The organism is Acinetobacter sp. ANC_7634 (genome assembly GCF_056779875.1).
Genome location: NZ_JBWYIT010000012.1, coordinates 56,301 through 80,916, shown reverse-complemented (window position 1 = coordinate 80,916; position 24,616 = coordinate 56,301). Strand labels below are relative to the sequence as shown.

Below are 24,616 nucleotides of genomic sequence, written 5' to 3'. Positions count from 1 at the left end.
TAGCACTTACGTAAATAATTGAATGTATCACTTGATTTAAAGTCCATAAACCCCTACATCTAAATGAAGTAAATGAATCAATTAGGTCCTTGAATGACTTTAGAAAAGGCAACTTTGCCTGTACCCGATTTTTCTCAAATTACACTCGATCAACTTAAAGCACAGATTGAACAAGCGATTCAAAATGGTCAACACTTTATAAACCAACTCGAGAAAGTCCCAGACACGGTACAATTACAATTAAATGTGCTCGATCAAATCGATGAATTAGAAAACCAAATGAGCGAGTCTTGGGGAATTTTGTCTCACTTAAATGCTGTGATGAACAATCCTGAAACCCGCGAGATTTATCAGTCTCTTTTACCTAGCTTAAGTGAATACTACACACAATTAGGGCAACATACTGCGCTCTATCAAACCTACCAACATGTGCATGATGCACCTATTTTTTCGGATTTACCAGAAGCTCAACAGAGTGCGATTAAACTTGCACTTAGAGACTTTAAACTCTCAGGCGTGGCTCTAGAAGGCGATGCAAAAAAACGCTACGCAGAAATATCAGCTCGTTTATCGCAGCTTTCTTCAGATTTTTCTAACCACGTTCTTGATGCCACACAATCATATTTCAAACCATTAACTGAAGATGAACTTGCTGGTTTACCTGCGAGCAGTATCGAACTGCTAAAGCAATACGGTCAACAACGTGAACTCGATCAAGCCGTGGCGACATTGGATTTCCCTTCTTATCTTGCCATCATGACTTACGCAGATAATCGAGAGCTTCGCGAAGCCTTATATAAAGCATATACCACGCGAGCGTCGGATCAGTCAGATCACCCTGAATATGACAATACTGCGGTGATGGAAGAAATTCTCAAATTGCGCCAAGAAATGGCTCAACTTTTAGGTTTTGATCATTATGCAGCATATTCACTGGCAAGTAAGATGGCTCCAAGTGTTGAAGCTGTAGATCAATTTCTGATTGAGTTGGCAGAACATGCTCGTAAACCTGCCCTACAAGAAATTGAGGCATTAAAAGCAATTGCTCAATCTCATGGTGTAGATGAACTACAACCTTGGGACACGACGTATTTCTCGGAAAAACTCAAAGTTCAACAGTTTAATCTGTCTCAGGAAGCACTTAAGCCATACTTCCCTACCCCTGTCGTCATTCAAGGTTTATTTAAAATTGTGGAGCGTTTATATGGTATTCAAGTCATTGAACGTGAAGCACCAGTATGGCATCCAGATGCACGATATTATGAGCTTGAAGATCAAGGCAGTGTCATAGGTGGATTCTATTTTGACTTGTACGCTAGAAGTGGGAAACGTGGTGGAGCATGGATGAGCGGATTCCGCTCACGTATGCAAACCAACAATGGCATGCAGAAACCGATTTGTTACATGGTCGGTAATTTTACACCACCGATTGGTCAACAATCTGCGCTTTTGACACATGATGAAGTCGTTACTCTTTTCCATGAGTTTGGACATGGTCTGCATCATATGCTCACAGAAGTAGATCATATCTCTGTAGCAGGCACACATGGTGTCGCTTGGGATGCCGTCGAGCTGCCAAGTCAGTTTATGGAGTTCTGGACTTGGGATAATGAAAGCTTGGCTTTAATCAGCCAACACATTGAAACCAAAACACCCTTACCTGAAGAACTCCTTAAGTCTCTTTTGGATGCGAGATTTTTCCAATCAGGCATGCAAACCCTTCGACAGCTTGAGTTTGCCATGTTTGATTTGAATATACATAAACAATCTCCTGCTTTAGATGCAACAGGTATTCAACAATCCTTAAACGAAATTCGTGAACAATATGCTGTTCTCCCTACAGCACCATACAACCGATTCCAAAATAGTTTTAGCCATATTTTCGCAGGGGGTTATGCCGCAGGCTACTACTCTTACAAATGGGCTGAAGTTTTAGCAAGTGATGCATTCGATCGCTTTGAACAAGAAGGGATCTTCAACCAAGAGACTGGACTTGCTTTCCGCAAGGCAGTGCTGGCTGTAGGCGGTAAAGATACAGCGCTTGATGCCTTTGTTAAATTTAGAGGTCGTGAGCCTAAAATTGATGCATTATTACGCCATCAAGGTTGGACGAATGACACTAAAACTGCTTAAACTACGCTACTAATTTTTGAAGGTGAGAGTCATTATGTCGATCAAACGTCGTTTCATTGCAGGTGCAAAATGTCCGAAATGTGAAGCTATGGATCGTATTGTCATGCTCACTTCAGGTGATTCAGAATGGATCGAATGTATTGAATGCAACTATTCTGAAAATCGTCCGACACACATTGACGAACCTCAAATGCCTGAGGTTGCAGACGAAATTGGTGTTATTCAATTTAAACCTAGTCCAAGAAATTAAGATGCTTAAAGTCAATAAAGCCAGCTCTATAGAGCTGGCTTTATTGTAAATTCATTAAAAAATAAGCACCCGAAGGTGCTTATTTTATTTAATTATTGATACCAACCAAATAACTTAAAGATATAAGGTACATAGGCGATAATTAACATAGCTGGAATCATCACAATCAGAGGAAGAATCCAACGTTCGTATTTGTAGTAGAACGTTTTATCTTTCACTTCTGCATCGGCAGCAGCCACCTCTTCATCACCAATCGACTGCCTTGCGAGCAAGTGATTGAGTGCAACTGGAGGTGATACATAACCCAATTCGAAACCAATTAAAGCAATCATCCAGAAGTGAACAGGATCTATACCATAAGCGTAGGCGACAGGAGCAACTGTTGCTGAAATTAAGATGACAGCACCAAACGGATCCATAATCATCCCGACGAATACCATGAGACATACGATCAAGGTAATCACGATATAGATATTTTCAATATCCGTTGGGAAGTGTTCCATCAACTCGATACGCTCTAAGTATCCACCAACGCTGACAGACAATGCCATTAAGATCACAAGCGCCCCGATATGTCCGACTGTTTCACTTGCAGATACATGAATTGACTTCCAGAAACTCACTTTACGTGCAGGATTGTCTGGACTATCCTGTGCTGCAATTTCAGATGCTGACACTCGCGCCTTAGCAGCTTCTTGTTCAACCGAAGTATGGCTTAATGTCGTATCCCAATGTCCTACTGGTGCGAGCGGTGCTGGTTCATGACGTAATTTTTCATAAAGCACCATGACAAGTAAGATGATTGGCATCATGACTGGTGCAGTAAACTCATTCAAGTTGGTATTTAACGCATACTTGTAGAATGCCCACACAATCAGGAATACGATCACATAAGGAACTACTGCCACTAATGCCTTAGCTGAATTCGGGAATGCAACTGATGGCGCTGCAATACGGAATTTTTGCTCAGCAAAGAACAGTGAAATCAATAAGAACAAAGTTGAAGTGATGAGGAAAACACCAATACCATATTGGTATAACAAGTCAGTCGTCACTTCTTTGTTCAGCGATGCAACAACAACAATCAATAGACATGGACGGAGTACCACACCAAGCGAACCTGACATTGCAGCCGTAGCCAAAGCGAATTGACGGCGTCCGCCCGCATTCCAAACTTCTTTATAAATGATCGCACCTGCAGCGATTACAAAAATACCTGATGCACCTGTATAAGCTGTAGGTAATGCAGCAGCAAGTAAGATTAACCAGGTAAGCGTTTCAGGCGCTAGATTCCATGGACGTAAAATGTTTAGGAATTTATCAACAATCAAGGTCTGCTTTAGCAGCATACCTGCCCAAATGAACAGTGATAAATTAAGGAAAATGGTAGAGAACTCAACCAGCTGCCCTAAATAAATCCCTTGACCCATTGGATAGTCCATCACAAAGGTAAAGTTAAATCCTGTTGTGATCGCCATATAGGCATAAAGTGGGACTGACAATAATGCCATGCCAATCGTACCACCTGGCTTCGCATTTTCTGGTACACGGAACAATTGGTACAAACTAATTAATGTCAGTGTACTGAACAAGATTATCCATAACCAATAGATGATTGTCATCTCACTGGTTGGCGGAACACCAGAGTTCAATACAGATCTATACTGACTGATCGCTGAATTGGTTAAGAAACTGTTCGCAAGTATCATTGCGACAGCGTAAACCCGATAATCTAAAACAGAACTTGGACCGCGTAGACCAATGTGGTGGATTTTAAGTGTTGCAGTGATCGCTGCAAGTACCACCATGATAATCAATAGAACTGCCTTATTTTCAGTACCAAATTGGAAAATACCAAAGAAAGTTGTTTCCATGGTTCGGTAAGTTCGTATTGAAGGGTTATCTTCTAAATACTGAATTGACTTATCGTAGAAGGCATATTTTTCTTCACATAACTGTTGACCAGCCAATACAGAGGCACGAACATCTTCTTCAGACGTTGTACCAAAGATATCTGCAAATTCATCTTTTGCATTGGCTTGCATTTGGTTTTGAACCAAAAGGTCAATATTTGGATTTCGATCACAGACTGGCTTTTCAGGTTCGGCACGCAAGAATGAATACTGCATACCAATTTTTTCGTCACCGTATAGACTTTCACCTATACGTAACATCTGCCCGTGAATCATTTCTCCTGTCCCGATGATGAGCGTCAGTAACAGTAGAAGCAAAATCGTAAACGCAGATATCCACTCAGTCCATATATAACTAAGTAGACCTAACCCAGATCTCTTTTTAGAAGGCTCTTGCATTGTTATTCCATTATTTAATACTGCTATACATTGCCTGTACAGCTCATCTTTTCTAATTCGGGCTTAGGCAAAATCCTTTACCTAATTTCCTTACCACTTTTATCACATGAATCTGACTGATTTTTTTTAAAAAAAGAATGACTGACTTTTCCATTTTTTTTAAATTTATGCCAATTTTCATCAATTCACCTCTTAAGAGCGAGATAAAAACCAACTAAATCAGTAGGCTATACCATACTGTATTTCTTTTTTTAAACAAATATGACCTTAAAAAAATAAATGCAAAAGATTTGAATCTGATCACACATTAAAATAAGTGATAATTAAGCATCAGAGGAATTAAGAGATGTGTGTGTCCTTCACGGAGATATGCTGATAAATTAAAAAGAGCATGCTGAGTAATGCCCCCCATATTGCACCTGTTAAATGTGCTTCAACCAATACTGGGCTACCAATCATTTGCGCAGTATCGAGAGAACCAAAGATATTTTCCCACAAAATTTTGCCCGTGATTAAAGCTAATACAAGCAGCGAGAATTTACGTTCTTTTTCAAATTTAAAAAAATAAACTGCCAAAGCCATATACATACCATGTAGCACCCCTGATAGACCTGCATAAGCTTCAACGCGAGGATAAACATAAAAAAAACTTAAACTAATTAATGGCGGGAGTGCGATCAACAAGTACAACATGTACCTAATTTTGACATATGGGAAGATGAATGGTAGGCAGGCTAAACCCACCATATTCAATGCATAGTGTATCCATCCCACATGTACATAGTGAGCTGTCCATACTCGCCAAATTTCTTCATCCAATACAGGACGCCAATAGAAAAAATACTCCTGAAAAATCTGCAAACTAGCAGCAATACTGATACAGCATGCAATAAACAGTATTTTTCGAATCAGGATAGTATCTTTCATCTTTCGTATTCCTAAAAGAAAAAGAGCTTAAAGCTCTTTTTCTTGAATAACTCCATTTTTAATTTTGAACAAAATTAAAAAATCTTATTCGCCTAATGTGTTCTCGAAAAGATCATCGGCTTCATTGGTCGCTTGATCATCCCAGAAGCTCGACATTCCATCTGCTTCAGTTCGGACACCTGTATTCTCCGTCCAATAACGGTCTGAGATCGCTTGTATCATTTGTCCTGCCATATTATCCAATAACTTAAACTCTGGATTTACAGGAACTTCTTCAGCACGTGAAGCGGCATAAGAACGTAATGCATCACGTATTTTTGCATCGTCACCACTGGCTTGTGCTGCAACAGCATACAAGGCATGCGATAAGCGTACTCCTTTTTGCTCACCAATTTGCATAGATTGTTTAAGCGTTTGGTATGGATCTGGTTTGCCTGCATCAGCTCCAGGTAATAATGTCCAAATCACTGCTCGAGTAGCATTCGGTACACCCCAAAACTTGTTGTTATCAAGGCAGACCATGCCACGTTCAACAATTGCTGCGATATCTTTAGGAACATGCACTTGACCACCAGAAGCAATATCATTGGTCATTGCTTGTAAGCCACTTAACATCCCTAACAGATATACTGTTTGGTCAAGATTACGACGCATAGTTGGACATGAGTCACCTAAATTATATTTATATTTAGACTGCCAACGCTCCGCAAACAATTGATAACCCGTATATTGACGTTCGGCAGCAACAGCAGCCCAGCGCTTTTGTTCAATACGCGCATCTTGTGCTTCTGTCACTTGACCTGCTTTTGATGCTCTTAGGTATCTTAATTCTGCATCTAAGGCACGATTTTCTGCGCACATCCCTGAAGCTGAATATAAAAGAACTGCCATACGGGTCGGATCAGCACCCATATCTTTAGTCGCCATAATCACAGGAGTCAAAGCTGTGCCCTGATTACACACCATATCCACATCACCCATTGAGAGTACTGGCGGTAAGATGTGTTTTTCACTAAACGCAAGTGATGCATTCGCACCAGTTTTGATTACGTATGAACATCCAGATAAAGTTGTAGCTGCTACAACCGCAATTGCCGTGAAAAGACCTTGAGTCTTTAATTTAGACATACTTCCTGTCCTCAATTTTATAATTTTGTCATCCTTGCGATTTAAAATATCAGATGCAATCGCTGAATAAAAGTGCAGCAATGCACTTCATTAACAATTAGTCTGTCATTGATCTGAATTGAAATAATTGACTTATTTTTTGAATTGTTAAAATTTTGGGCAAAAAAAAGTAGCATTGCGACGGTTCGGCACATGCTACTTATTAAATGGTAAACTCAAGAGAGTTTATTTCGTTCGTTGTTGTGGTGTTCAATTCGTTCCTTCAGCACAGTTCCTAGTCTTCCAATTATAATTGCCATAACAGCAGCAACCACTAGAAACAACCACATATGAATTTCGCTCATTTTGAAATTCCTCATTAGCTGTTGGTATATTTAATGTACTTTAGAAATTTAGATTTCATCGCATTTTTGTCTAACAATTTGATTTTCTTTCATTTTCGTCAAACAATTCATTTTTTGTCCATACTATACGTTTTTAAATAATTGTTTTTTATCATGTTTTAAATTTTAAAATAAAGAACTTTTTGTCTAACAATTAGCCAAAATTTGCATGAGTAATCAAGCTTTTCCATTGTTTTTCATCTATTTGATCTCTCCAAATCACCAAAGAATCTAATTTCTTTTCGTTAAAACTGAGTACAACGAAGTAATGAAAATGAAAAACTCGAGTCAGTTTTGCTTGGTATATTTTTGGATTTGAAGTCATTTGAATCGACCATAAATCTTTGTCTAGTTTTTGTAATTCACTTAATTGTGGTTTTTTTCTAAAACCCCACCAGATAATCAGTATAAATATAATACTGCTTAAAGCATAAATGAGCTCAATACTGATTAATAAAGTAATACTCATGATGAACATAAAGAAAGCGTGAAACACAGCTGAATAAAGGCTGTGTTTCAGTGAATAACGCTCATGGATTATGGACATAATCTTTTAATTTTTGAATAAATTGGCGCAATTCAGGTCGAGGTGGTTCAGAAACCTCCATAAACCAATCCAATAAATCAGGATCTTCTTGCTCAACCAATTCAGCAAACATTGCTTTCTCTTCAGGTTCAGCTTGCAAATAGTATTGCTTTACATAAGGATCAAAATACACGTCAATTTCTTTTAACCCACGACGTGCGCGATAGATAACTTTACGCTCTTCAAGCGTTAATTCATCGTACATTTTTATCCCCTAATCTGTGTTCATTCCATTTTAACTGAAGCCATGAGCTTTGTGTTTTAAAAATATCAATTGACCAAATTCATCAGCATTTCTTGTGTTTTGAGCATTCAACACATTGCACCAATGTTCAGGCTCTCTTATGTTGTGGCTATTCTAATAACACTTATGGAAATATAAATATGCAATCAGGCGCAATTCGACCAATTCCTAATATGTTGCCTCGAAAATTATTCAATGCAGAACATGAAGCCTTTCGTGATACTGTCCGAAAATTCTATGAAAAAGAAGTCGTTCCAAATATTGCCAAATACGAAGAACAACAACATGTAGATCGTGACTTATGGAATAAAGCGGGTGAAATGGGTCTATTGTGTACCACAATGCCTGAAGAATATGGTGGATATGGTGTAGATCGACTCTACAGTATGATCCTCATTGAAGAACAAGCTTATGCAATGGATTCATCAACTGGTTTTTCATTGCATTCGGATATTGTTGCGAACTACCTGAATAATTTTGCCAACGAAGAGCAGAAGAAAAAATGGCTCCCTAAAATGGCTTCTGGCGAAGTTGTCACTGCCATTGCGATGACGGAGCCTGGTACAGGTTCAGACTTACAAGCTGTACGAACTTCTGCAGTTTTAGATGGCGATGAATATGTCATCAATGGTTCTAAAATTTTTATTACCAATGGTTATCTATGTGACATGGCGATTGTTGTGTGCAAGACAGGTAATAGTGATAAAGGTTCAGCCAACTTATCGCTTATCATTGTCGAAGCTGATCGAGCAGGATTCACCAAAGGTAAACCACTCAATAAAATTGGTATGAAAGGACAAGATACTTGCGAATTGTTCTTTGATAATGTTCGTGTACCAAAGGAAAATTTAATTGGTATGGAAGGCATGGGCTTCATCATGCTTATGAAAGAACTCGCATGGGAACGTATGCTTGTTGCGATTATCTGCCAAGCAGGTGCAGAAGCTGCCTTTGCGCACACAGTACAATATACAAAAGATCGTAAAGCATTTGGCAAGCCAATTGGTGCATTTCAAAATACACGTTTTAAGCTAGCAGAACTTCGAACTGAAATAGACTTCTGTCGTTCTTATTTAGATCGTTGTATGGAATTACAACTTGAGGGTACGTTAGGTGTAGATGCGGCCGCAGCTGCAAAATATAAAATTTCTGATATGTTCTCTAAAGTCGTCGATGAATGCTTGCAGTTACATGGTGGCTATGGCTTCATGCTTGAATACCCTATTGCACGCGCATATATTGATAACCGTGCAAATCGTATATATGCAGGCACCAATGAAATCATGAAAGAACTCATATCACGTTCTTTATAAATAGAAAAAGGAAGCTTTCGCTTCCTTTTTTATTTTAATAGCTATTCATTAAGATACTAATTTAGGCTTTTTTACAGACTGTGCGGGAGCCTTCGAAAATTTTAAAATACCATCGTTAAAAGTCGCATTTTTGAGATCTTTACGATCAGCTAAATAGTTATGCGTTGCCATCCAAGGTGCCTTAGTACCTTGTTTTGGAAGTTGATCAGCCGCTCGCGCGATATAACCTGATGACATTTCACCCATAACTGTTTCATCGAGCATTGCAGAATGGTCAGTTGGTGCGACAACTTCATCATAACCGTTCTGATCCATATATTTGAATAAACGGCAAATATAATCAGCAACGACATCTACTTTTAAGGTCCATGACGCGTTCACATAACCAATAACCATCGCCATATTTGGTACATCACTTACCATCACACCATTATAAAGCATATGTTCGCTAGTCTTGATCGGCTGACCATCAACAGTCGCTTTGATACCGCCCATAATTTGAATTTCTAGACCAGTTGCAGAAACAATGATATCTGCATCTAAGTGTTTACCAGATTTTAATTGAATACCATTTTCAGTGAAGGATTCAATATGATCTGTTTCAACACTTGCTTTACCACTACGTAAAATTTTGAATAAATCACCGTCTGGCACTACACATAAACGTTGATCCCAAGGATTGTAACTTGGGGTAAAGTGCTTCATATCCACTTTACCTTTCAACTGCATTTCAATAGATTTAAGAAGTAACTTGCGAACCAATTGAGGTTGTTTTTTTGACAAAGCAAAAATCGCACGTTGCATTCCGATATTACGAGCACGCGTGAACTTATATGCCATGTCCTCTGTCATAAATTTACGTGTTTTGTCATAAACAAAATCAATCGAAGGAATTGAAGCAATATACGTTGGTGAACGTTGTAACATTGTTACATGCCCAGCCCCACCTTTTGCCATTGCTGGTACTAAAGTGATTGCAGTTGCTCCACTACCAATGATAACTACTTTCTTACCGGTATAATCTAAATTTTCAGGCCAAAATTGTGGATGAATCAATTGACCTTTAAATTTATCTTGATTTGGAAAATCAGGTTGGAAACCTTGATCGTAGTTATAATAGCCTGTACATCCTAAGACGAAATTAGCTTGCCAAGTTTGTTTCTTTTCATTTTGATCTTGGATTTCTACAATCCATTTTTTAATTGAAGTATCGTAATTCGCTGAAAGTACACGATGTTCAAAATGAATTTTTTCTTTAATATTGTACTCACTAACAACTTCGCCCAAGTAACCTTTAATCGAAGCGCCATCTGCAAGCACATTCGCTTTACGCCACGGCTTAAAATTGTAGCCAAAAGTAGACATATCTGAGTCGGAGCGAATACCTGGGTATTTAAACAAATCCCACGTTCCACCGAAACTTTTACGACGTTCGAGTATTTCAAATTTACGGTTCGGATTATTTTTAATTAAATGTGCTGCAATTCCAATTCCAGAGATACCAGCACCAACAATAAGAATATCGACTTGCTTATCCATTTCTTTTATTAACCTTTTTATAAGAACATTTTTATTAAAACATATTTTTGACAATACACAATGTCAAGTTTGACTAAAAGTTGCAAAAAACATATCAATTGAGGTCAAGTAATGCCAATTGTTAGACAAAAAAAGGCCGGTTTATTCAACCGACCTTTTTTGAACAACTTGCGATGTTCTACACGAAATTATTTAACTTCGCGATCTACTAGCTCAACGTAAGCCATCGGTGCAGCATCACCTGCACGGAAGCCCGCTTTAAGAACACGTAGATAACCGCCGTTACGTTCTTTGTAACGAGGGCCAAGAACGGTAAATAATTTACCAACAGTTGCTGCTGAACGAGTACGAGCAAACGCTAAACGACGGTTTGCTACTGTATCGACTTTAGCTAAAGTGATTAAAGGCTCAGCTACACGACGTAACTCTTTTGCTTTAGGCACAGTTGTTTTGATCAACTCGTGTTCAAACAAAGAATTAGCCATGTTTTGGAACATCGCTTTACGATGACTGCTTGTACGGCCTAATTTCACACCACTATTACGATGACGCATGGTGATAGTCCTACTTAATTAACGACTACGATAGGCAAAACGATCGTCCATACGTAAACTAGCTGGTGGCCAGTTTTCTAAACGCATGCCGAGTTGTAAGCCTTTTGAAGCCAGAACATCTTTGATCTCAGTCAACGATTTTTTACCTAAGTTAGGAGTTTTTAACAACTCAACCTCAGTACGTTGAACAAGATCACCAATGTAGTAAATATTTTCTGCTTTCAAACAGTTAGCAGAACGAACAGTAAGCTCTAGATCATCTACTGGACGAAGCAAGATTGGGTCAACTTCTTCACGAGGTTCTTGAGCAACTGGAGCTTGATCTTTCTGAAGATCAACAAAGATTGCAATTTGTTGTTGCAAGATTGTTGCCGCTTTACGGATCGCTTCTTCAGGATCAACAGTCCCGTTTGTTTCAAGATCAATGACCAACTTGTCAAGGTCTGTACGTTGTTCTACACGAGCATTTTCAACTGTGTAAGAAACACGTTTAATCGGGCTATAAGACGCATCTAATTGTAAACGTCCCACTGGGCGAGTTTCACCTTCTGGGAAGCGAGAATCAGAAGTCTCATAACCACGACCTTGAACAACTTTCAAGCGCATTTTCAATGAGCCTGAAGCACTTAACGTGCCGATCAAATGTTCAGGGTTAACCACTTCGACATTGTGAGGTAAACGAAGATCAGCGGCAGTTACATCGCCAGGTCCTTGTTTCTCTAATGTCAAATATGCTTCATTTTGATCGAACAGCTTAATAGACAATCCTTTAAGGTTCAGCAAGAGCTCGACGATGTCCTGCTGCAAGCCTTCTAAAGTACTGTACTCGTGCTCGACGCCTTCAATCTCAACTTCAACCACAGCAGCGCCAGGTAAAGATGATAAAAGAATGCGACGTAAAGCATTACCTAGAGTATGACCAAAGCCACGCTCTAAAGGTTCTAGAATCACTTTTGCCGAGGTCCCGCTTGCCGCTTCGACCTTGATCGCTTGCGGAGTTAGAAACTCGTTTGCAGTACGCGTCATTATTGCTACCTCAAGGATTATTTAGAATACAATTCAACAATCAAGCTTTCGTTGATTTCAGCAGGTAAATCAGAACGATCAGGTGCAGATTTGAATGTACCTTCTAATTTAGAATGGTCAACTTCCATCCAAGAAGGAGTTCCACGTTGAGCAGCCAATTCAATTGCGTTTTTAATACGTAATTGTTGTTTAGCGCCTTCGTGTACTGCAATCACGTCACCAGCTTTAACTTGGATTGACGCGATGTTAACACGACGACCATTTAAAGTGATTGAACGGTGAGATACAAGCTGACGAGCTTCTGCACGTGTAGAACCAAAGCCCATACGATAAACAACGTTATCTAAACGGCTTTCAAGCAATTTCAACAAGTTTTCACCTGTTGCGCCTTTAACACGAGCAGCTTCTTTATAGTAGTTACTAAATTGACGTTCTAAAACACCGTACATACGACGTACTTTTTGTTTTTCACGTAATTGTAGTGAGTACTCTGATTGTTTACCACCACGAGCTCCACCATGTTGGCCAGGAGCTTTAGCATGTTTTTTTGTCTTAACATCAAACGGTTTAACGCCTGATTTAAGTTGCAGGTCTGTCCCTTCGCGGCGAGAGAGTTTGCATTTTGGACCAATATAACGAGCCATGAATGTTTCTCCTTACACGCGACGTTTTTTAGGTGGACGGCAACCGTTGTGAGGAATTGGAGTCACATCGGTAATGCTATTAATTTTATAACCCACTGCACCTAAAGCACGAACCGCAGATTCACGACCTGGACCAGGACCTTTAACAAGGACGTCCAAGTTTTTCAAACCGTAATCTAAAGCAGCTTTACCAGCAACTTCAGCAGCTACCTGAGCAGCAAACGGAGTTGATTTACGTGATCCACGGAAGCCTTGTCCACCTGAAGTGGCCCAAGCCAGTGCATTACCTTGACGATCGGTAATAGTCACAATGGTGTTATTAAAAGAAGCGTGAATGTGTGCAACACCTTCAGAGACGGTACGAGTGACCTTCTTGCGTGTGCGAGTATCTTTAGCCATCTTTTAGCTTCCAGAAATCTTATTTCTTAATAGGTTTGCGCGGACCTTTACGGGTACGTGCGTTAGTTTTGGTGCGTTGTCCGCGGACAGGCAAGCTGCGACGATGACGAAGACCGCGGTAGCAGCCTAAATCCATTAAACGTTTAATGTTCATGGAAATTTCGCGACGTAAGTCACCTTCGGTCGGAACCTTAGCAACTTCTGCACGAATCGCATCAAGCTGAGCGTCATCTAATTCACGGATCTTAGTAGTTGGTGCAATACCAGTTGCAGCTAAGATTTGCTTAGCAGTATGGCGACCAATACCAAAGATATACGTAAGAGAGATAACAGCATGCTTGTTATCCGGAATGTTTACACCGGCAATACGAGCCATTCACTTTCTCCAAAAAGGCAGTAGAGATAATCAACCGCCCCACAAAATCTTTGAGGGGCGGATAATAACCTAATTAGCCTACTGAAATCAACAGGTCTTGATCAGATTAACCTTGACGCTGCTTATGACGAGGTTCAGCGCTACAAATCACGCGGATTACCCCATTACGACGGATAACTTTACAGCTACCACAAATTTTCTTTACAGAAGCTTGAACTTTCATGATGAAACCTCTAAGTGCGCTTATCCCTTAGGATGAGCAGTCGTTTTACTCATTAGTGTTTGATTATCATATTGGCGCGATGTGAGGTGTGCCTGTAGCTGAGCCATAAAGTCCATAACTACAACAACCACGATCAACAGCGATGTACCACCCAAATGGAATGGAATACCGAAAGAACTTTGAAGCACCATCGGCATTAAACATACAACAGTGATATAAATCGAACCGATAAATGTTAAACGACTAAGAATATGATCTAAATAACGAGCAGTTTGCTCACCTGGGCGGATACCAGGTACATAAGCTCCACTACGCTTTAAGTTTTCTGATACTTCTTTAGGACTGAAAACTAGTGCCGTATAAAAATAACAGAAGAAAATAATAAGCGCACCGAATAGCACCAAATATAATGGTTGTCCAGGCGATAAAACTAATGCCAAATCTTGTAGTGTACGCTTAACGATCCCTGCATTAGGATCAGAACTACCTAACCATTGACCTAAACTTGCAGGAAACAGCAATAACGAACTTGCGAAAATTGCTGGAATTACACCCGCCATATTTATTTTTAATGGTAAGTGAGTCTGCTGTGCAGTAAATACTCGGCGACCTTGCTGCTTTTGAGCATAGTTAACAGGTATACGACGTTGTGCTTTTTCAATAAACACAATCGCAGCTAAAACAGCTAAAGACAATAAGCCAAATATAGCAATACCAATTAAACTTGATTGACCATTTTCCACAAGGGTAAATGATTGCACAACCATACTTGGTAAACCAGCAACAATACCTGCAAAGATGATCATAGAGATCCCATTACCAACACCACGCTCGGTAATTTGCTCTCCCAACCACATTAAGAACATGGTACCTGCAACTAAAGACGTTAATGCAGGAATATAGAATGCTAAACCTGAAGTAAAGGTAATCCCTTGACTGATCAGACCCGCACACATACCAATACCTTGTACAATTGCAAGGAATAATGTGCCGTAACGCGTATATTGGTTAATCTTACGCTTGCCCTGCTCGCCTTCTTTTTTCAATGCTTCCAGCGAAGGAACAACCGTTGACATTAACTGCACAATAATCGATGCAGAGATATACGGCATGATCCCCAACGCAAGAATGGACATTCGTTCCAATGCCCCGCCTGAGAACATATTAAACAAACCAAGGAAAGTACCCTGGTTTGCATTAAAGAAACGTTCTAAAGCGACATTATCAATACCTGGCAGCGGAATATGCGCTCCTAGTCGAAAGACCACCAAAGCACCAATTAAAAACATTAATCGGCGTATAATTTCACGATATTTAACGTGAAATGGTTGACCTTTCATCATGTGAACATGACCTGTAGAACTAGGAGACATAGACACTCGCGATTACTCCTCGACTTTACCGCCAGCAGCTTCAACAGCAGCTTTAGCGCCTTTAGTCAATGCAACACCTTGAACAGTGAATGCACGAGTGATTTCACCAGAAAGAACGATACGAGCACGAATCATATCTTTACGTACAACGTTCGCTGCTTTTAAAGTTTCAAGAGACACGATATCGCCTTCAACTTTGTTAAGTTCAGACAAACGTACTTCAGCAGTTTTCAAAGCCAATTGGCTAGTAAAACCGAACTTAGGTAGACGACGATATAATGCAGTTTGACCACCCTCGAAACCTGGACGAGTACCACCGCTCTTACGTGAGTTTTGACCTTTGACACCACGGCCACCAGTCTTACCAACGCCAGAACCAATACCACGGCCTAAACGAAGGTTTTCACGCTTAGCACCTTCTGCAGGTGCAATTGTATTTAAACGCAGAGTCATGGCTTATTCCTCTACACTAACCATATAGTAAACTTGATTGATCATACCACGGTTAGAAGGAGTATCTTGAACTTCTACAGTGTGACCAATACGACGCAGACCTAAACCTTTAAGGCTAAGCTTGTGATTTTTCAAGCGATGCGATGCAGATTTAGTCTGGGTAACTTTAATCGTTTTCATGATTGATTACCCTTGAATTTGTGCTACTGAAAGACCACGTTTCGCAGCAACTTTCTCAGGAGAAGTCATATCACGCAGACCATTAAAAGTCGCGTTTACTACGTTCGCAGCGTTAGTAGAACCATAACATTTAGTTAATACGTTACGTACACCAACAGCTTCTAAAACAGCACGCATAGCGCCACCAGCAATTACACCAGTACCTTCAGAAGCAGGTTGCATGTAAACACGGCTAGCACCGTGACGAGCGTTGATAGGGTGCTGAACAGTACCATCAACAAGTTCAACAGTAATCATGTTGCGACGAGCAGCTTCAAGTGCTTTAGAAATAGCAGCTGGAACTTCACGAGCTTTACCACGACCAAAACCTACGCGACCATTACCATCACCCACAACAGTTAATGCTGTGAAAGAGAAGATACGACCACCCTTAACAACTTTGGCTACACGATCAACGGCAACCAGCTTTTCAACAAGACCTTCGTTTTGTTCAACTTTAGCCATGATTAGAACTCCAAGCCGTTTTCACGAGCAGCATCAGCCAAGGCTTTGATACGACCATGATATTTGAAACCAGAACGGTCAAATGCAACTTTAGTTACGCCAGCTGCTTTAGCACGTTCAGCGATTAAAGCACCAACTTTAGTAGCTGCTTCAACGTTACCTGTAGTACCACTACGTAACGTAGCATCTAAAGTAGAAGCTTGCGCTAATACTTTGCCACCATCTGCTGAGATTACTTGAGCATAGATGTGACGCGGAGTGCGGTTTACACACAAACGAGTCGCACCCAATGCACGGATGTGCAAGCGTGTGCTTTTCGCACGACGCAAACGGGTTTGTTTCTTTTCGTTCATAAGAACCTCGCGCCTTATTTCTTCTTAGCTTCTTTACGAAGTACAACTTCATCAGAATAACGAACACCTTTACCTTTATATGGCTCTGGTGGACGGTAACCACGGATATCTGCAGCAACTTGACCTAAAGCTGCTTTATCAGCAGATTTAAGCACGATTTCAGTAGCTGTAGGAGTTTCAGCAGTTACACCTTCAGGAAGGTTGTAATCGATCGGGTGAGAGAAACCTAGGTTAAGGTGAACTGTGTTCCCTTTAACCGCAGCTTTATAACCAACACCGATAAGTTGTAACTTACGTTCGAAACCTTCGCTAACACCTTTAACAAGGTTGTTAAGCACAGCGCGAGCAGTACCAGCTTGCATCCAAGCATCTTTAGATTCAGCTTTAGGAGCAACAGCTAGAATACCGTCTTCCTGTTTTAGCTCGACCAGCGCATGCAGGTTGAAAGACAAAGTACCTTTGCTGCCTTTCACTTCGACCTGCCGGCCGTTCTGAGTAACTGTTACACCGTTAGGTACAGTTACTGGGGCTTTAGCCACACGAGACATGAGGAATCACCTATTAAGAAACAAAAGCAATAACTTCACCACCGATACCTGCAGCACGTGCAGCGCGATCAGTCATGATGCCTTTGCTTGTAGAAACAATTGCAATACCTAAACCTTGCTTAACGCTTGGAAGGTTATCTTTACCGCGATATTGACGTAAACCTGGACGGCTAACGCGCTTCACAGTTTCAATAACTGGTTTGCCTTCGAAATATTTTAAAGTCAAAGTAAGTGTTGGTTTGCCTTCAGCATCCGCAACAGCTACGTCAGCGATATAACCTTCTTGTTGAAGAACGTTAGCAATCGCAACTTTTAACTTTGAGTTTGGCATAGAAACAGTTTGTTTCTTCGCCATTTGTGCGTTACGAACACGTGTTAACATGTCGGCAACGGTATCTTGCATACTCATTTATAGTGCTCCTTACCAGCTTGCCTTAACAACGCCCGGTACATCACCTTGCATTACTGTGTCACGTAATTTGTTACGGCTTAAACCGAACTTACGGAAGTAACCATGAGGACGACCAGTTAAACCACAACGGTTACGAAGACGTACTGGAGATGCATTACGTGGTAATGCTTGTAACTTCATCATCGCTTCGAAACGCTCTTCGTCGCTTGCATTTACGTTTGCAATAACAGCTTTTAATTCAGCACGTTTTGCAGCGTATTTAGCAACAGTAGCTTCGCGTTTCAATTCGCGATTAATCATACCTTTCTTAGCCATATCGACCTCTTATTTGAACGGGAAGCCGAATGCACGCATAAGCGCACGGCCTTCGTCATCGGTGCGAGCAGTCGTAGTGATGGTAATATCCATACCACGAATACGGTCAATCTTATCAAAATCGATCTCAGGGAACATGATCTGTTCTTTAAGACCCATAGAGTAGTTACCACGACCGTCAAATGATTTCGCAGAGAAACCACGGAAGTCACGGATACGAGGGATCGCGATAGAGATCAAACGGTCTAAGAATTCGTACATGCGTTCGCCGCGTAAAGTAACTTTACAACCAATCGGCCAACCATCACGGATTTTGAAACCAGCGATAGATTTACGAGCTAACGTAAGAACTGGTTTTTGACCAGCGATAGCTTGCATATCAGAAAGAGCACCATCAAGGAGTTTTTTGTCAGCAGCTGCTGCACCAACACCCATATTGATCGTGATTTTAGTGATGCGAGGGATCTCCATCACATTCTTAACGCCCAATTGTTCTTGTAATTGAGCTTTAAGTTCGTCGTTGTAACGCGCTTTAAGTCTGGCCATTGCCTATTTCAACCTATTACTTCGCTACCGCCACTGATTCACCATTTGATTTGTAAACGCGAGTTTTCACGCCATCAATCACTTGGTAACCAACACGGTCAGCCTTTTGGGTTGTAGCATTAAAAATTGCCACGTTAGAGATATGAAGCAAAGCTTCTTGTGTAACGATAGCGCCTTCAGCACCTGTTGCACGGTTAGGCTTTTGATGCTTCTTAACTAAGTTAAGACCTTCAACCTTAACTCGGTCATTAGAAACAGACAAAACAGTACCTTGTTTGCCTTTTTCTTTACCTGCGATCACGATTACTTGATCGCCTTTTTTAATCTTAGCCATGATTGCCTCTATTATAGAACTTCAGGAGCCAATGAAATGATTTTCATGAACTGTTCAGTACGAAGTTCACGAGTCACTGGTCCGAAAATACGAGTAGCAATCGGAGCTTTGTTGTTGTTCAAAATAACAGCAGCGTTATCATCGAAACGAATAACAGAACCATCTGGACGACGGATACCGAATTTTGTACGTACAACTACTGCATTCATTACGTCGCCTTTTTTAACACGGCCACGTGGAATTGCTTCTTTTACAGTAACTTTAATAATGTCGCCAACTGAAGCATAACGACGATGTGAACCACCAAGTACTTTAATACATTGTACGCGGCGAGCACCACTGTTGTCTGCTACGTCGAGCATAGTTTCGGTCTGAATCATTGCCCTACTCCAAAACCGAGCATCACCGGTCACAATTTCGAAAGGCTCAAAGAGTACTCGAAATTGACCGATGATGCAACAAGAACGTTATTTACTCAGCAGCTGCTTCAACAACTTCAACTAAAGTCCAAGACTTAGTTTTAGAAATTGGGCGGCTTTCTTTGATAGTTACAACATCGCCAGTTTTAGCAGTGTTGTTCTCATCATGAGCGTGTAATTTTGTTGAACGGCGGATTGATTTGCCATACAACGGGTGTTGAACGCGGCGTTCGATAAGAACAACGATAGACTTGTCCATCTTGTCGCTTACTACTTTGCCTGTTAACGTGCGAACTGTTTGCTCACTCATTGTGCGTTCCCCTGTTTTTCGGTAAGGAGGGTCTTGATGCGAGCAATAGTTTTACGAGTTAATTGCACTTCGTGCGATTTACCCAATTGACCAGTTGCTTTAGCCATGCGAAGACGGAATTGGTTCAACTGTTGCTCATCAAGCAAAGCTGTCAATTCTTCTACCGACTTTTCACGTAGATCTTTAGTTTTCATTACATTACCGTCCGAGTCACGATAGTGGTTTTAAACGGAAGTTTAGCAGCAGCAAGCGTAAATGCTTCACGCGCTAATTCTTCGTTCACACCTTCCATTTCGTACAGGATCTTACCTGGTTTGATTTCACAAACCCAATATTCCACAGAACCTTTACCTTTACCCATACGAACTTCTAATGGTTTTTCAGTAATTGGTTTGTCCGGGAATACACGGATAAAGATCTTACCACCACGTTTTACACGACGGCTGATTGTACGACGCGCTGCTTCAATTTGACGCGCAGTCATGCGACCACGTTCAACTGATTTAAGTGCGATAGTACCAAAAGATACTGTGCTACCGCGATGTGCTAGACCAGTGTTACGGCCTTTTTGCACTTTACGGAATTTAGTACGTTTAGGTTGCAACATGGATTATTCTCCTTTTTCAGCAGAACGATCATTGCGACGACCACGACGCTCTTGACCTTCACCACGACCGCGACCACGTTTAGCTGGACGTTCTTCAGCTGGAGCTGGGTTCATGACTTGTTTCATGCCGCCCAAGATCTCACCACGGAAGATCCAAACTTTAACGCCGATCGTACCGTAAGTAGTTTCTGCGCGAACCGCTGAATAGTCGATGTCAGCACGAAGAGTATGTAGAGGTACACGACCTTCACGATACCATTCAGTACGTGCAATCTCTGCACCGCCTAAACGACCAGAAACTTCAACTTTGATACCTTTCGCACCAGCACGCATAGTGTTTTGAACCGCACGCTTCATAGCACGACGGAACATTACACGTTTTTCTAATTGAGAAGCAATTGCTTCACCAACTAGACGAGCGTCTAAATCTGGACGATCAATTTCGTTGATGCTTACTTGCGCTGGAACACCCATAATATTGGTAAGTTCGCGCTGTAATTTTTCAATGTCTTCGCCTTTTTTACCGATCACGATACCAGGACGAGCAGTGCTAATTGTTACTTTAGCAGCACCTGTTGGACGTTCGATAAGAATATTGCTCACCATCGCATTCTTAAGTTTTTTGTTTAAAAACTCACGAACTTGAAGATCTTTAAGCAAGTATTCAGCGTATTGTTTCGGATTCGCATACCAGTTAGCGTTATGACGTTTCACAACACCTAGGCGGATACCGATTGGATGAACCTTCTGACCCATATCAAACCCCTACCTTAACGGTGATGTGACAAGTACGCTTAGTAATACGATCTGCACGGCCTTTAGCACGTGGCAAAATACGTTTAAGGCTCATGCCTTCATCAACGTAGATCGTAGAAACTTTAAGATCGTCTACATCTAAACTGTTATTATGTTCAGCGTTTGCAATCGCAGATTCCAACGCTTTCTTAACTAAAACTGCAGCTTTTTTGTTGCTGAAGTTTAGGATGTTAAGAGCGTGCGCAACAGATTTGCCGCGAATCAAGTCTGCAACCAAACGAGCTTTTTGTGCCGAGATAGCGGCACCGCGTAATTTAGCAGTTACTTCCATCATAGCACCTATTAACGTTTAGATTTCTTGTCAACACCGTGACCACGGTAAGTACGAGTCGGCGCAAATTCACCAAGCTTGTGACCAACCATATGCTCAGATACGATTACCGGAACATGGTTACGACCATTGTGTACAGAAATTGTTAAACCAACAAAATCCGGGAGGATCATCGAACGACGCGACCAAGTTTTGATCGGCTTACGGTTATTAGCCGCGATAGCCGCTTCAACCTTAGCGAACAAGTGCGCATCGACGAATGGGCCTTTTTTCAGAGAACGAGGCATTGTCAGATTCCTTTACTTGTTACTTAACGCGACGGTCGCGAATGATCATCTTAGTCGTACGCTTATTGGTACGTGTCTTGTACCCTTTAGCTTTTTGACCCCATGGGCTTACAGGTTGAATACCTTTGTTACGCCCTTCACCACCACCATGTGGGTGATCTACCGGGTTCATCGCCATACCACGAACGGTAGGACGAACACCACGCCAGCGTGAAGCACCAGCTTTACCTAGTGAACGTAAGTTGCTTTCTTGGTTAGAAACTTCACCAAGAACTGCGCGACATTCAACGTGTACTTTACGCATTTCGCCAGAACGTAGACGAATAATTGCGTAAGAACCGTCACGACCCAATAACTGAGCAGAAGCACCAGCAGAACGCACTAATTGAGCGCCTTTACCGATTTTAAGCTCGATATTGTGAAGAGTAGAACCGATAGGCATGTTACGAAGTGGTAAGCAGTTACCTGGACGAATTGGAGCATCGTTACCAGATTGAACTTTATCACCAGCACGTAGACCTTTAGGCGCAATGATATAACGACGCTCACCGTCAGCATACAAAACTAATGCAATGTGTGCAGTACGGTTAGGATCGTATTCGATACGCTCTACAGTCGCAGGAATGCCATCTTTGTTACGTTTAAAGTCAACAATACGGTAATGTTGCTTGTGACCACCACCAACGTGACGTGTAGTAATGTGACCGTTGTTATTACGACCACCAGTACGTTTTTTAGCTTCTACCAACGGAGCATAAGGCGCACCTTTGTGAAGATGGTCGTGAACGACTTTCTCTACAAAGCGACGTCCTGGAGACGTTGGCTTACATTTTTGAATAGGCATAATTCTCGTCCTTATTCCGCTGTGCTTTCAGCGGTATCGCCCAAGTCAGCCATTTCTACATCTTGGCCAGCTTTCAGGGTGACGTATGCTTTTTTAACATCAGAACGACGTCCGATAGTTTTACCAAAGCGTTTAGTCTTACCTTTAGTGATAGTCGTGTTAACTTTAACAACTTCTACACCAAATAATTGTTCAACTGCTTTTTTGATTTCAAGTTTGTTTGCATCGATAGCAACTTTAAACACTTGAACACCAGCAGTTTCACCTAAAACTTGTGCTTTTTCTGAGAATACAGGTCCTTTTAGGACTTGATAGATACGTTCGTTGTTCATCCGAGTTCTACCTCAATTTTCTTAGCAGCAGCTACAGACATAACAACTTTATCGAACGCGATCAAGCTAACAGGATCGATAGCAGCAGCATCAACCACATCAACGTGTGGAAGGTTACGAGCAGCTAGATACAAGTTCTCATCAACAGCATCAGTAACGATTAATGCACGAGTAGCATTCAAGTCGTTAAGTTTTGCAAGCAATTCTTTAGTTTTTGGAGCAGCTACAGCAAACTCTTCAACTAAAACTAAGCGATCTTGACGAACAAGTTCAGCTAGGATGCATTGCATAGCACCGCGATACATTTTACGGTTTACTTTTTGAGACCAGTCTTGTGGACGAGCAGCAAAAGTTTTACCACCGCCAACCCAGATTGGGCTACGAATAGAACCAGCACGAGCGCGACCAGTACCTTTTTGACGGAATGGTTTTTTACCACCGCCAGAAACGTCTGCACGTGATTTCTGAGCTTTTGAACCTTGACGACCACCAGCTAAATAAGCCGTAACAACTTGGTGTACAAGAGCTTCATTGAATTCACGACCGAACGCAACTTCTGATAATTCAACAGCAGAGCCGGAAACAGTATTTAAATTCACGTTATTTCCCCTCAAGCCTTGATAGTAGGACGAACAGTTACGTCACCACCGGTAGCACCAGGAACCGCGCCTTTAACTACAAGAACTGAACGCTCTGTATCGATAGCAACGATTTCAAGACCCTGTGTAGTTACGCGCTCAGCACCTAAATGGCCAGCCATTTTTTTGCCTTTGAATACGCGACCAGGAGTCTGGTTTTGACCTGTAGAACCTAGAACACGGTGAGAAACAGAGTTACCGTGAGTAGCGTCTTGAGTACGGAAGTTCCAACGCTTAACACCACCTTGGAAACCTTTACCTTTAGACTGACCAGTTACGTCAACGATTTGACCCACTGTGAACAAATCTACACCGATAGTTCCGCCAACTTCACGACCTTCAAGATCAGCTTCTGTAACACGGAACTCTTGAACTAAACGACCAGCAGCAACACCCGCTTTAGCGAAGTGACCTTTCTGAGCATTAGTAACGCGAGATTCGCGACGTTCACCAGTAGTGATTTGAATCGCTTGATAACCATCAGTTTCAAGCGTTTTGATTTGAGTGATGCGGTTAGGATCAACCTCAATCACTGTAACAGGTACAGAAACACCAGCATCTGTAAAGATACGTGTCATACCGCACTTGCGACCGACTAAACCAATAGCCATGTGCATAAACCTCTAAAAAAGCGGCTTAATTAACTTAGAGTGTTAATTAACCGAAAGCCTTAACCCAATGCGATCTGAACGTCTACACCAGCTGCAAGATCTAATTTCATCAATGCATCTACAGTTTTGTCTGTAGGTTGAACGATGTCGATCAAACGCTTGTAAGTGCGGATTTCATACTGATCACGCGCGTCTTTGTTAACGTGCGGTGAAGTTAGAACGTTAAAACGCTCGATGCGAGTTGGCATCGGGATTGGACCACAAACTTGTGCGCCAGTACGTTTTGCTGTTTCTACGATCTCTTGAGAAGATTGATCAATTAAACGGTGATCAAAAGACTTCAAACGGATACGGATTCTCTGGTTAGACATACCAGTAAACTCCAAGCCAAATATATAAAGAATCACCCATGACGCATCTCCCCCT

Annotated in this window: 36 protein-coding genes and 1 pseudogene; 3 read left to right on the top strand and 34 right to left on the bottom strand. The window is 41.3% G+C overall.

What is annotated here, in order from left to right; all coding sequences use genetic code 11:
• Positions 1-93: 93 nt before the first annotated feature.
• On the top strand, positions 94-2,133 hold the full coding sequence (locus AC1M9A_RS12395) for a M3 family metallopeptidase (RefSeq protein ID WP_481608162.1): 2,040 nt from the start codon (positions 94-96) through the stop codon (positions 2,131-2,133).
• A gap of 40 nt (positions 2,134-2,173) precedes the next feature.
• Complete coding sequence (locus tag AC1M9A_RS12390) at positions 2,174-2,383, top strand: YheV family putative zinc ribbon protein (protein WP_481586819.1); 210 nt, start codon at positions 2,174-2,176, stop codon at positions 2,381-2,383.
• A 92-nt stretch (positions 2,384-2,475) separates the two neighbouring features.
• Here AC1M9A_RS12390 and AC1M9A_RS12385 read toward each other — a convergent pair whose 3' ends face one another.
• The 5 genes from AC1M9A_RS12385 to AC1M9A_RS12365 form a co-directional block, all read right to left on the bottom strand.
• Entirely contained in the window at positions 2,476-3,861 is a 1,386-nt protein-coding gene (locus AC1M9A_RS12385) for a TRAP transporter large permease subunit (RefSeq protein ID WP_373687203.1), read from the bottom strand.
• A 1,173-nt stretch (positions 3,862-5,034) separates the two neighbouring features.
• On the bottom strand, positions 5,035-5,622 hold the full coding sequence (gene rrtA / locus AC1M9A_RS12380; RefSeq protein ID WP_092768072.1) for a rhombosortase: 588 nt from the start codon (positions 5,620-5,622) through the stop codon (positions 5,035-5,037).
• 84 nt (positions 5,623-5,706) lie between these two features.
• On the bottom strand, positions 5,707-6,750 hold the full coding sequence (locus tag AC1M9A_RS12375) for a hypothetical protein (protein WP_035265182.1): 1,044 nt from the start codon (positions 6,748-6,750) through the stop codon (positions 5,707-5,709).
• 537 nt (positions 6,751-7,287) lie between these two features.
• Positions 7,288-7,602: a hypothetical protein gene (locus AC1M9A_RS12370; RefSeq protein ID WP_481596500.1), complete on the bottom strand. Its 315-nt coding sequence runs from the start codon at positions 7,600-7,602 to the stop codon at positions 7,288-7,290.
• Positions 7,603-7,663: 61 nt separating this feature from the next.
• Positions 7,664-7,924: an FAD assembly factor SdhE gene (locus tag AC1M9A_RS12365; protein ID WP_035265169.1), complete on the bottom strand. Its 261-nt coding sequence runs from the start codon at positions 7,922-7,924 to the stop codon at positions 7,664-7,666.
• A gap of 179 nt (positions 7,925-8,103) precedes the next feature.
• Here AC1M9A_RS12365 and AC1M9A_RS12360 point away from each other — a divergent pair, with 179 nt between their 5' ends.
• On the top strand, positions 8,104-9,276 hold the full coding sequence (locus AC1M9A_RS12360) for an acyl-CoA dehydrogenase family protein (protein ID WP_035265167.1): 1,173 nt from the start codon (positions 8,104-8,106) through the stop codon (positions 9,274-9,276).
• 48 nt (positions 9,277-9,324) lie between these two features.
• On the opposite strand, the gene AC1M9A_RS12355 is transcribed toward AC1M9A_RS12360, so the two are convergent.
• From AC1M9A_RS12355 to rpsJ, 29 genes and pseudogenes are all read right to left on the bottom strand, one after another.
• Positions 9,325-10,815 carry a flavin-containing monooxygenase gene (locus tag AC1M9A_RS12355; protein WP_481610318.1) on the bottom strand — a complete coding sequence of 497 codons (1,491 nt, stop codon included), beginning with the start codon at positions 10,813-10,815 and terminating at the stop codon, positions 9,325-9,327.
• 188 nt (positions 10,816-11,003) lie between these two features.
• Positions 11,004-11,369: a 50S ribosomal protein L17 gene (gene rplQ, locus AC1M9A_RS12350; RefSeq protein WP_034587447.1), complete on the bottom strand. Its 366-nt coding sequence runs from the start codon at positions 11,367-11,369 to the stop codon at positions 11,004-11,006.
• Positions 11,370-11,387: 18 nt separating this feature from the next.
• Positions 11,388-12,395: a DNA-directed RNA polymerase subunit alpha gene (locus AC1M9A_RS12345; protein ID WP_035265161.1), complete on the bottom strand. Its 1,008-nt coding sequence runs from the start codon at positions 12,393-12,395 to the stop codon at positions 11,388-11,390.
• A 17-nt stretch (positions 12,396-12,412) separates the two neighbouring features.
• Positions 12,413-13,039, bottom strand: coding sequence for a 30S ribosomal protein S4 (rpsD, locus tag AC1M9A_RS12340; protein WP_035265160.1), 627 nt, complete (start codon positions 13,037-13,039; stop codon positions 12,413-12,415).
• A 12-nt stretch (positions 13,040-13,051) separates the two neighbouring features.
• A complete protein-coding gene (gene rpsK / locus AC1M9A_RS12335; RefSeq protein WP_001040166.1) occupies positions 13,052-13,438 on the bottom strand; it encodes a 30S ribosomal protein S11 in 387 nt (128 codons plus the stop codon).
• A 19-nt stretch (positions 13,439-13,457) separates the two neighbouring features.
• Positions 13,458-13,814 carry a 30S ribosomal protein S13 gene (gene rpsM / locus AC1M9A_RS12330; protein ID WP_035265156.1) on the bottom strand — a complete coding sequence of 119 codons (357 nt, stop codon included), beginning with the start codon at positions 13,812-13,814 and terminating at the stop codon, positions 13,458-13,460.
• Between the two features lie 106 nt (positions 13,815-13,920).
• Positions 13,921-14,037, bottom strand: coding sequence for a 50S ribosomal protein L36 (gene rpmJ / locus AC1M9A_RS12325; protein ID WP_000867907.1), 117 nt, complete (start codon positions 14,035-14,037; stop codon positions 13,921-13,923).
• Positions 14,038-14,057: 20 nt separating this feature from the next.
• Positions 14,058-15,377, bottom strand: a complete 1,320-nt coding sequence (secY, locus tag AC1M9A_RS12320; RefSeq protein WP_171076742.1) for a preprotein translocase subunit SecY — start codon at positions 15,375-15,377, stop codon at positions 14,058-14,060.
• A 45-nt stretch (positions 15,378-15,422) separates the two neighbouring features.
• Complete coding sequence (gene rplO / locus AC1M9A_RS12315; RefSeq protein ID WP_092768082.1) at positions 15,423-15,863, bottom strand: 50S ribosomal protein L15; 441 nt, start codon at positions 15,861-15,863, stop codon at positions 15,423-15,425.
• 3 nt (positions 15,864-15,866) lie between these two features.
• Positions 15,867-16,043: a 50S ribosomal protein L30 gene (gene rpmD, locus AC1M9A_RS12310; RefSeq protein WP_004786899.1), complete on the bottom strand. Its 177-nt coding sequence runs from the start codon at positions 16,041-16,043 to the stop codon at positions 15,867-15,869.
• 6 nt (positions 16,044-16,049) lie between these two features.
• The gene (gene rpsE / locus AC1M9A_RS12305; protein WP_035265141.1) at positions 16,050-16,547 is read right to left on the bottom strand and encodes a 30S ribosomal protein S5; all 498 of its coding nucleotides are present in this window, start codon (positions 16,545-16,547) and stop codon (positions 16,050-16,052) included.
• A 2-nt stretch (positions 16,548-16,549) separates the two neighbouring features.
• Positions 16,550-16,900, bottom strand: coding sequence for a 50S ribosomal protein L18 (rplR, locus tag AC1M9A_RS12300; protein WP_035265138.1), 351 nt, complete (start codon positions 16,898-16,900; stop codon positions 16,550-16,552).
• Positions 16,901-16,914: 14 nt separating this feature from the next.
• On the bottom strand, positions 16,915-17,448 hold the full coding sequence (gene rplF / locus AC1M9A_RS12295) for a 50S ribosomal protein L6 (RefSeq protein ID WP_035265135.1): 534 nt from the start codon (positions 17,446-17,448) through the stop codon (positions 16,915-16,917).
• A gap of 13 nt (positions 17,449-17,461) precedes the next feature.
• A complete protein-coding gene (rpsH, locus tag AC1M9A_RS12290) occupies positions 17,462-17,857 on the bottom strand; it encodes a 30S ribosomal protein S8 (RefSeq protein ID WP_035265132.1) in 396 nt (131 codons plus the stop codon).
• A gap of 12 nt (positions 17,858-17,869) precedes the next feature.
• Entirely contained in the window at positions 17,870-18,175 is a 306-nt protein-coding gene (gene rpsN, locus AC1M9A_RS12285) for a 30S ribosomal protein S14 (RefSeq protein WP_067731180.1), read from the bottom strand.
• Positions 18,176-18,184: 9 nt separating this feature from the next.
• A complete protein-coding gene (gene rplE, locus AC1M9A_RS12280; protein ID WP_004809796.1) occupies positions 18,185-18,721 on the bottom strand; it encodes a 50S ribosomal protein L5 in 537 nt (178 codons plus the stop codon).
• Between the two features lie 16 nt (positions 18,722-18,737).
• Positions 18,738-19,055, bottom strand: coding sequence for a 50S ribosomal protein L24 (rplX, locus tag AC1M9A_RS12275; protein WP_035265122.1), 318 nt, complete (start codon positions 19,053-19,055; stop codon positions 18,738-18,740).
• Between the two features lie 11 nt (positions 19,056-19,066).
• Positions 19,067-19,435, bottom strand: a complete 369-nt coding sequence (rplN, locus tag AC1M9A_RS12270) for a 50S ribosomal protein L14 (protein ID WP_035265119.1) — start codon at positions 19,433-19,435, stop codon at positions 19,067-19,069.
• A gap of 91 nt (positions 19,436-19,526) precedes the next feature.
• On the bottom strand, positions 19,527-19,784 hold the full coding sequence (rpsQ, locus tag AC1M9A_RS12265; RefSeq protein WP_004691314.1) for a 30S ribosomal protein S17: 258 nt from the start codon (positions 19,782-19,784) through the stop codon (positions 19,527-19,529).
• Positions 19,781-19,978, bottom strand: a complete 198-nt coding sequence (gene rpmC, locus AC1M9A_RS12260; protein WP_035265113.1) for a 50S ribosomal protein L29 — start codon at positions 19,976-19,978, stop codon at positions 19,781-19,783. The genes rpsQ and rpmC overlap by 4 nt, the downstream gene beginning before the upstream one ends.
• Positions 19,978-20,391: a 50S ribosomal protein L16 gene (rplP, locus tag AC1M9A_RS12255; protein WP_035265110.1), complete on the bottom strand. Its 414-nt coding sequence runs from the start codon at positions 20,389-20,391 to the stop codon at positions 19,978-19,980. Before rplP ends, rpmC begins: the two co-directional genes overlap by 1 nt.
• Positions 20,331-21,147 (bottom strand): annotated as a pseudogene (gene rpsC, locus AC1M9A_RS12250) (30S ribosomal protein S3). The gene rplP and the pseudogene rpsC overlap by 61 nt, the downstream one beginning before the upstream one ends.
• A gap of 1 nt (position 21,148) precedes the next feature.
• Positions 21,149-21,478 (bottom strand): 50S ribosomal protein L22, encoded by a 330-nt coding sequence (gene rplV, locus AC1M9A_RS12245; RefSeq protein ID WP_035265103.1) that lies wholly within the window; start codon positions 21,476-21,478, stop codon positions 21,149-21,151.
• Between the two features lie 11 nt (positions 21,479-21,489).
• A complete protein-coding gene (gene rpsS / locus AC1M9A_RS12240) occupies positions 21,490-21,765 on the bottom strand; it encodes a 30S ribosomal protein S19 (protein ID WP_004281508.1) in 276 nt (91 codons plus the stop codon).
• A gap of 19 nt (positions 21,766-21,784) precedes the next feature.
• Positions 21,785-22,609 carry a 50S ribosomal protein L2 gene (gene rplB, locus AC1M9A_RS12235; RefSeq protein WP_035265099.1) on the bottom strand — a complete coding sequence of 275 codons (825 nt, stop codon included), beginning with the start codon at positions 22,607-22,609 and terminating at the stop codon, positions 21,785-21,787.
• An 11-nt stretch (positions 22,610-22,620) separates the two neighbouring features.
• Positions 22,621-22,941, bottom strand: a complete 321-nt coding sequence (gene rplW / locus AC1M9A_RS12230; protein ID WP_035265097.1) for a 50S ribosomal protein L23 — start codon at positions 22,939-22,941, stop codon at positions 22,621-22,623.
• Entirely contained in the window at positions 22,938-23,540 is a 603-nt protein-coding gene (gene rplD, locus AC1M9A_RS12225; protein WP_035265093.1) for a 50S ribosomal protein L4, read from the bottom strand. The genes rplW and rplD overlap by 4 nt, the downstream gene beginning before the upstream one ends.
• An 11-nt stretch (positions 23,541-23,551) precedes the next feature.
• Positions 23,552-24,190 (bottom strand): 50S ribosomal protein L3, encoded by a 639-nt coding sequence (rplC, locus tag AC1M9A_RS12220; RefSeq protein ID WP_035265091.1) that lies wholly within the window; start codon positions 24,188-24,190, stop codon positions 23,552-23,554.
• A 59-nt stretch (positions 24,191-24,249) separates the two neighbouring features.
• A complete protein-coding gene (rpsJ, locus tag AC1M9A_RS12215) occupies positions 24,250-24,561 on the bottom strand; it encodes a 30S ribosomal protein S10 (protein ID WP_004725677.1) in 312 nt (103 codons plus the stop codon).
• Positions 24,562-24,616: the final 55 nt, after the last annotated feature.

Excerpts from the sequence above, each read along its gene's own strand:
- AC1M9A_RS12395 (WP_481608162.1), top strand. The coding sequence starts at position 94 with ATGACTTTAGAAAAGGCAACTTTGCCTGTACCCGATTTTTCTCAAATT.
- AC1M9A_RS12385 (WP_373687203.1), bottom strand. The coding sequence starts at position 3,861 with ATGGCGATCACAACAGGATTTAACTTTACCTTTGTGATGGACTATCCA.
- rrtA (WP_092768072.1), bottom strand. The coding sequence starts at position 5,622 with ATGAAAGATACTATCCTGATTCGAAAAATACTGTTTATTGCATGCTGT.
- AC1M9A_RS12375 (WP_035265182.1), bottom strand. The coding sequence starts at position 6,750 with ATGTCTAAATTAAAGACTCAAGGTCTTTTCACGGCAATTGCGGTTGTA.
- AC1M9A_RS12370 (WP_481596500.1), bottom strand. The coding sequence starts at position 7,602 with ATGAGTATTACTTTATTAATCAGTATTGAGCTCATTTATGCTTTAAGC.
- AC1M9A_RS12365 (WP_035265169.1), bottom strand. The coding sequence starts at position 7,924 with ATGTACGATGAATTAACGCTTGAAGAGCGTAAAGTTATCTATCGCGCA.
- AC1M9A_RS12360 (WP_035265167.1), top strand. The coding sequence starts at position 8,104 with ATGCAATCAGGCGCAATTCGACCAATTCCTAATATGTTGCCTCGAAAA.
- AC1M9A_RS12355 (WP_481610318.1), bottom strand. The coding sequence starts at position 10,815 with ATGGATAAGCAAGTCGATATTCTTATTGTTGGTGCTGGTATCTCTGGA.
- rplQ (WP_034587447.1), bottom strand. The coding sequence starts at position 11,369 with ATGCGTCATCGTAATAGTGGTGTGAAATTAGGCCGTACAAGCAGTCAT.
- AC1M9A_RS12345 (WP_035265161.1), bottom strand. The coding sequence starts at position 12,395 with ATGACGCGTACTGCAAACGAGTTTCTAACTCCGCAAGCGATCAAGGTC.
- rpsD (WP_035265160.1), bottom strand. The coding sequence starts at position 13,039 with ATGGCTCGTTATATTGGTCCAAAATGCAAACTCTCTCGCCGCGAAGGG.
- rpsK (WP_001040166.1), bottom strand. The coding sequence starts at position 13,438 with ATGGCTAAAGATACTCGCACACGCAAGAAGGTCACTCGTACCGTCTCT.
- rpsM (WP_035265156.1), bottom strand. The coding sequence starts at position 13,814 with ATGGCTCGTATTGCCGGTGTAAACATTCCGGATAACAAGCATGCTGTT.
- rpmJ (WP_000867907.1), bottom strand. The coding sequence starts at position 14,037 with ATGAAAGTTCAAGCTTCTGTAAAGAAAATTTGTGGTAGCTGTAAAGTT.
- secY (WP_171076742.1), bottom strand. The coding sequence starts at position 15,377 with ATGAAAGGTCAACCATTTCACGTTAAATATCGTGAAATTATACGCCGA.
- rplO (WP_092768082.1), bottom strand. The coding sequence starts at position 15,863 with ATGACTCTGCGTTTAAATACAATTGCACCTGCAGAAGGTGCTAAGCGT.
- rpmD (WP_004786899.1), bottom strand. The coding sequence starts at position 16,043 with ATGAAAACGATTAAAGTTACCCAGACTAAATCTGCATCGCATCGCTTG.
- rpsE (WP_035265141.1), bottom strand. The coding sequence starts at position 16,547 with ATGGCTAAAGTTGAACAAAACGAAGGTCTTGTTGAAAAGCTGGTTGCC.
- rplR (WP_035265138.1), bottom strand. The coding sequence starts at position 16,900 with ATGAACGAAAAGAAACAAACCCGTTTGCGTCGTGCGAAAAGCACACGC.
- rplF (WP_035265135.1), bottom strand. The coding sequence starts at position 17,448 with ATGTCTCGTGTGGCTAAAGCCCCAGTAACTGTACCTAACGGTGTAACA.
- rpsH (WP_035265132.1), bottom strand. The coding sequence starts at position 17,857 with ATGAGTATGCAAGATACCGTTGCCGACATGTTAACACGTGTTCGTAAC.
- rpsN (WP_067731180.1), bottom strand. The coding sequence starts at position 18,175 with ATGGCTAAGAAAGGTATGATTAATCGCGAATTGAAACGCGAAGCTACT.
- rplE (WP_004809796.1), bottom strand. The coding sequence starts at position 18,721 with ATGGCCAGACTTAAAGCGCGTTACAACGACGAACTTAAAGCTCAATTA.
- rplX (WP_035265122.1), bottom strand. The coding sequence starts at position 19,055 with ATGGCTAAGATTAAAAAAGGCGATCAAGTAATCGTGATCGCAGGTAAA.
- rplN (WP_035265119.1), bottom strand. The coding sequence starts at position 19,435 with ATGATTCAGACCGAAACTATGCTCGACGTAGCAGACAACAGTGGTGCT.
- rpsQ (WP_004691314.1), bottom strand. The coding sequence starts at position 19,784 with ATGAGTGAGCAAACAGTTCGCACGTTAACAGGCAAAGTAGTAAGCGAC.
- rpmC (WP_035265113.1), bottom strand. The coding sequence starts at position 19,978 with ATGAAAACTAAAGATCTACGTGAAAAGTCGGTAGAAGAATTGACAGCT.
- rplP (WP_035265110.1), bottom strand. The coding sequence starts at position 20,391 with ATGTTGCAACCTAAACGTACTAAATTCCGTAAAGTGCAAAAAGGCCGT.
- rplV (WP_035265103.1), bottom strand. The coding sequence starts at position 21,478 with ATGGAAGTAACTGCTAAATTACGCGGTGCCGCTATCTCGGCACAAAAA.
- rpsS (WP_004281508.1), bottom strand. The coding sequence starts at position 21,765 with ATGCCTCGTTCTCTGAAAAAAGGCCCATTCGTCGATGCGCACTTGTTC.
- rplB (WP_035265099.1), bottom strand. The coding sequence starts at position 22,609 with ATGCCTATTCAAAAATGTAAGCCAACGTCTCCAGGACGTCGCTTTGTA.
- rplW (WP_035265097.1), bottom strand. The coding sequence starts at position 22,941 with ATGAACAACGAACGTATCTATCAAGTCCTAAAAGGACCTGTATTCTCA.
- rplC (WP_035265091.1), bottom strand. The coding sequence starts at position 24,190 with ATGGCTATTGGTTTAGTCGGTCGCAAGTGCGGTATGACACGTATCTTT.
- rpsJ (WP_004725677.1), bottom strand. The coding sequence starts at position 24,561 with ATGTCTAACCAGAGAATCCGTATCCGTTTGAAGTCTTTTGATCACCGT.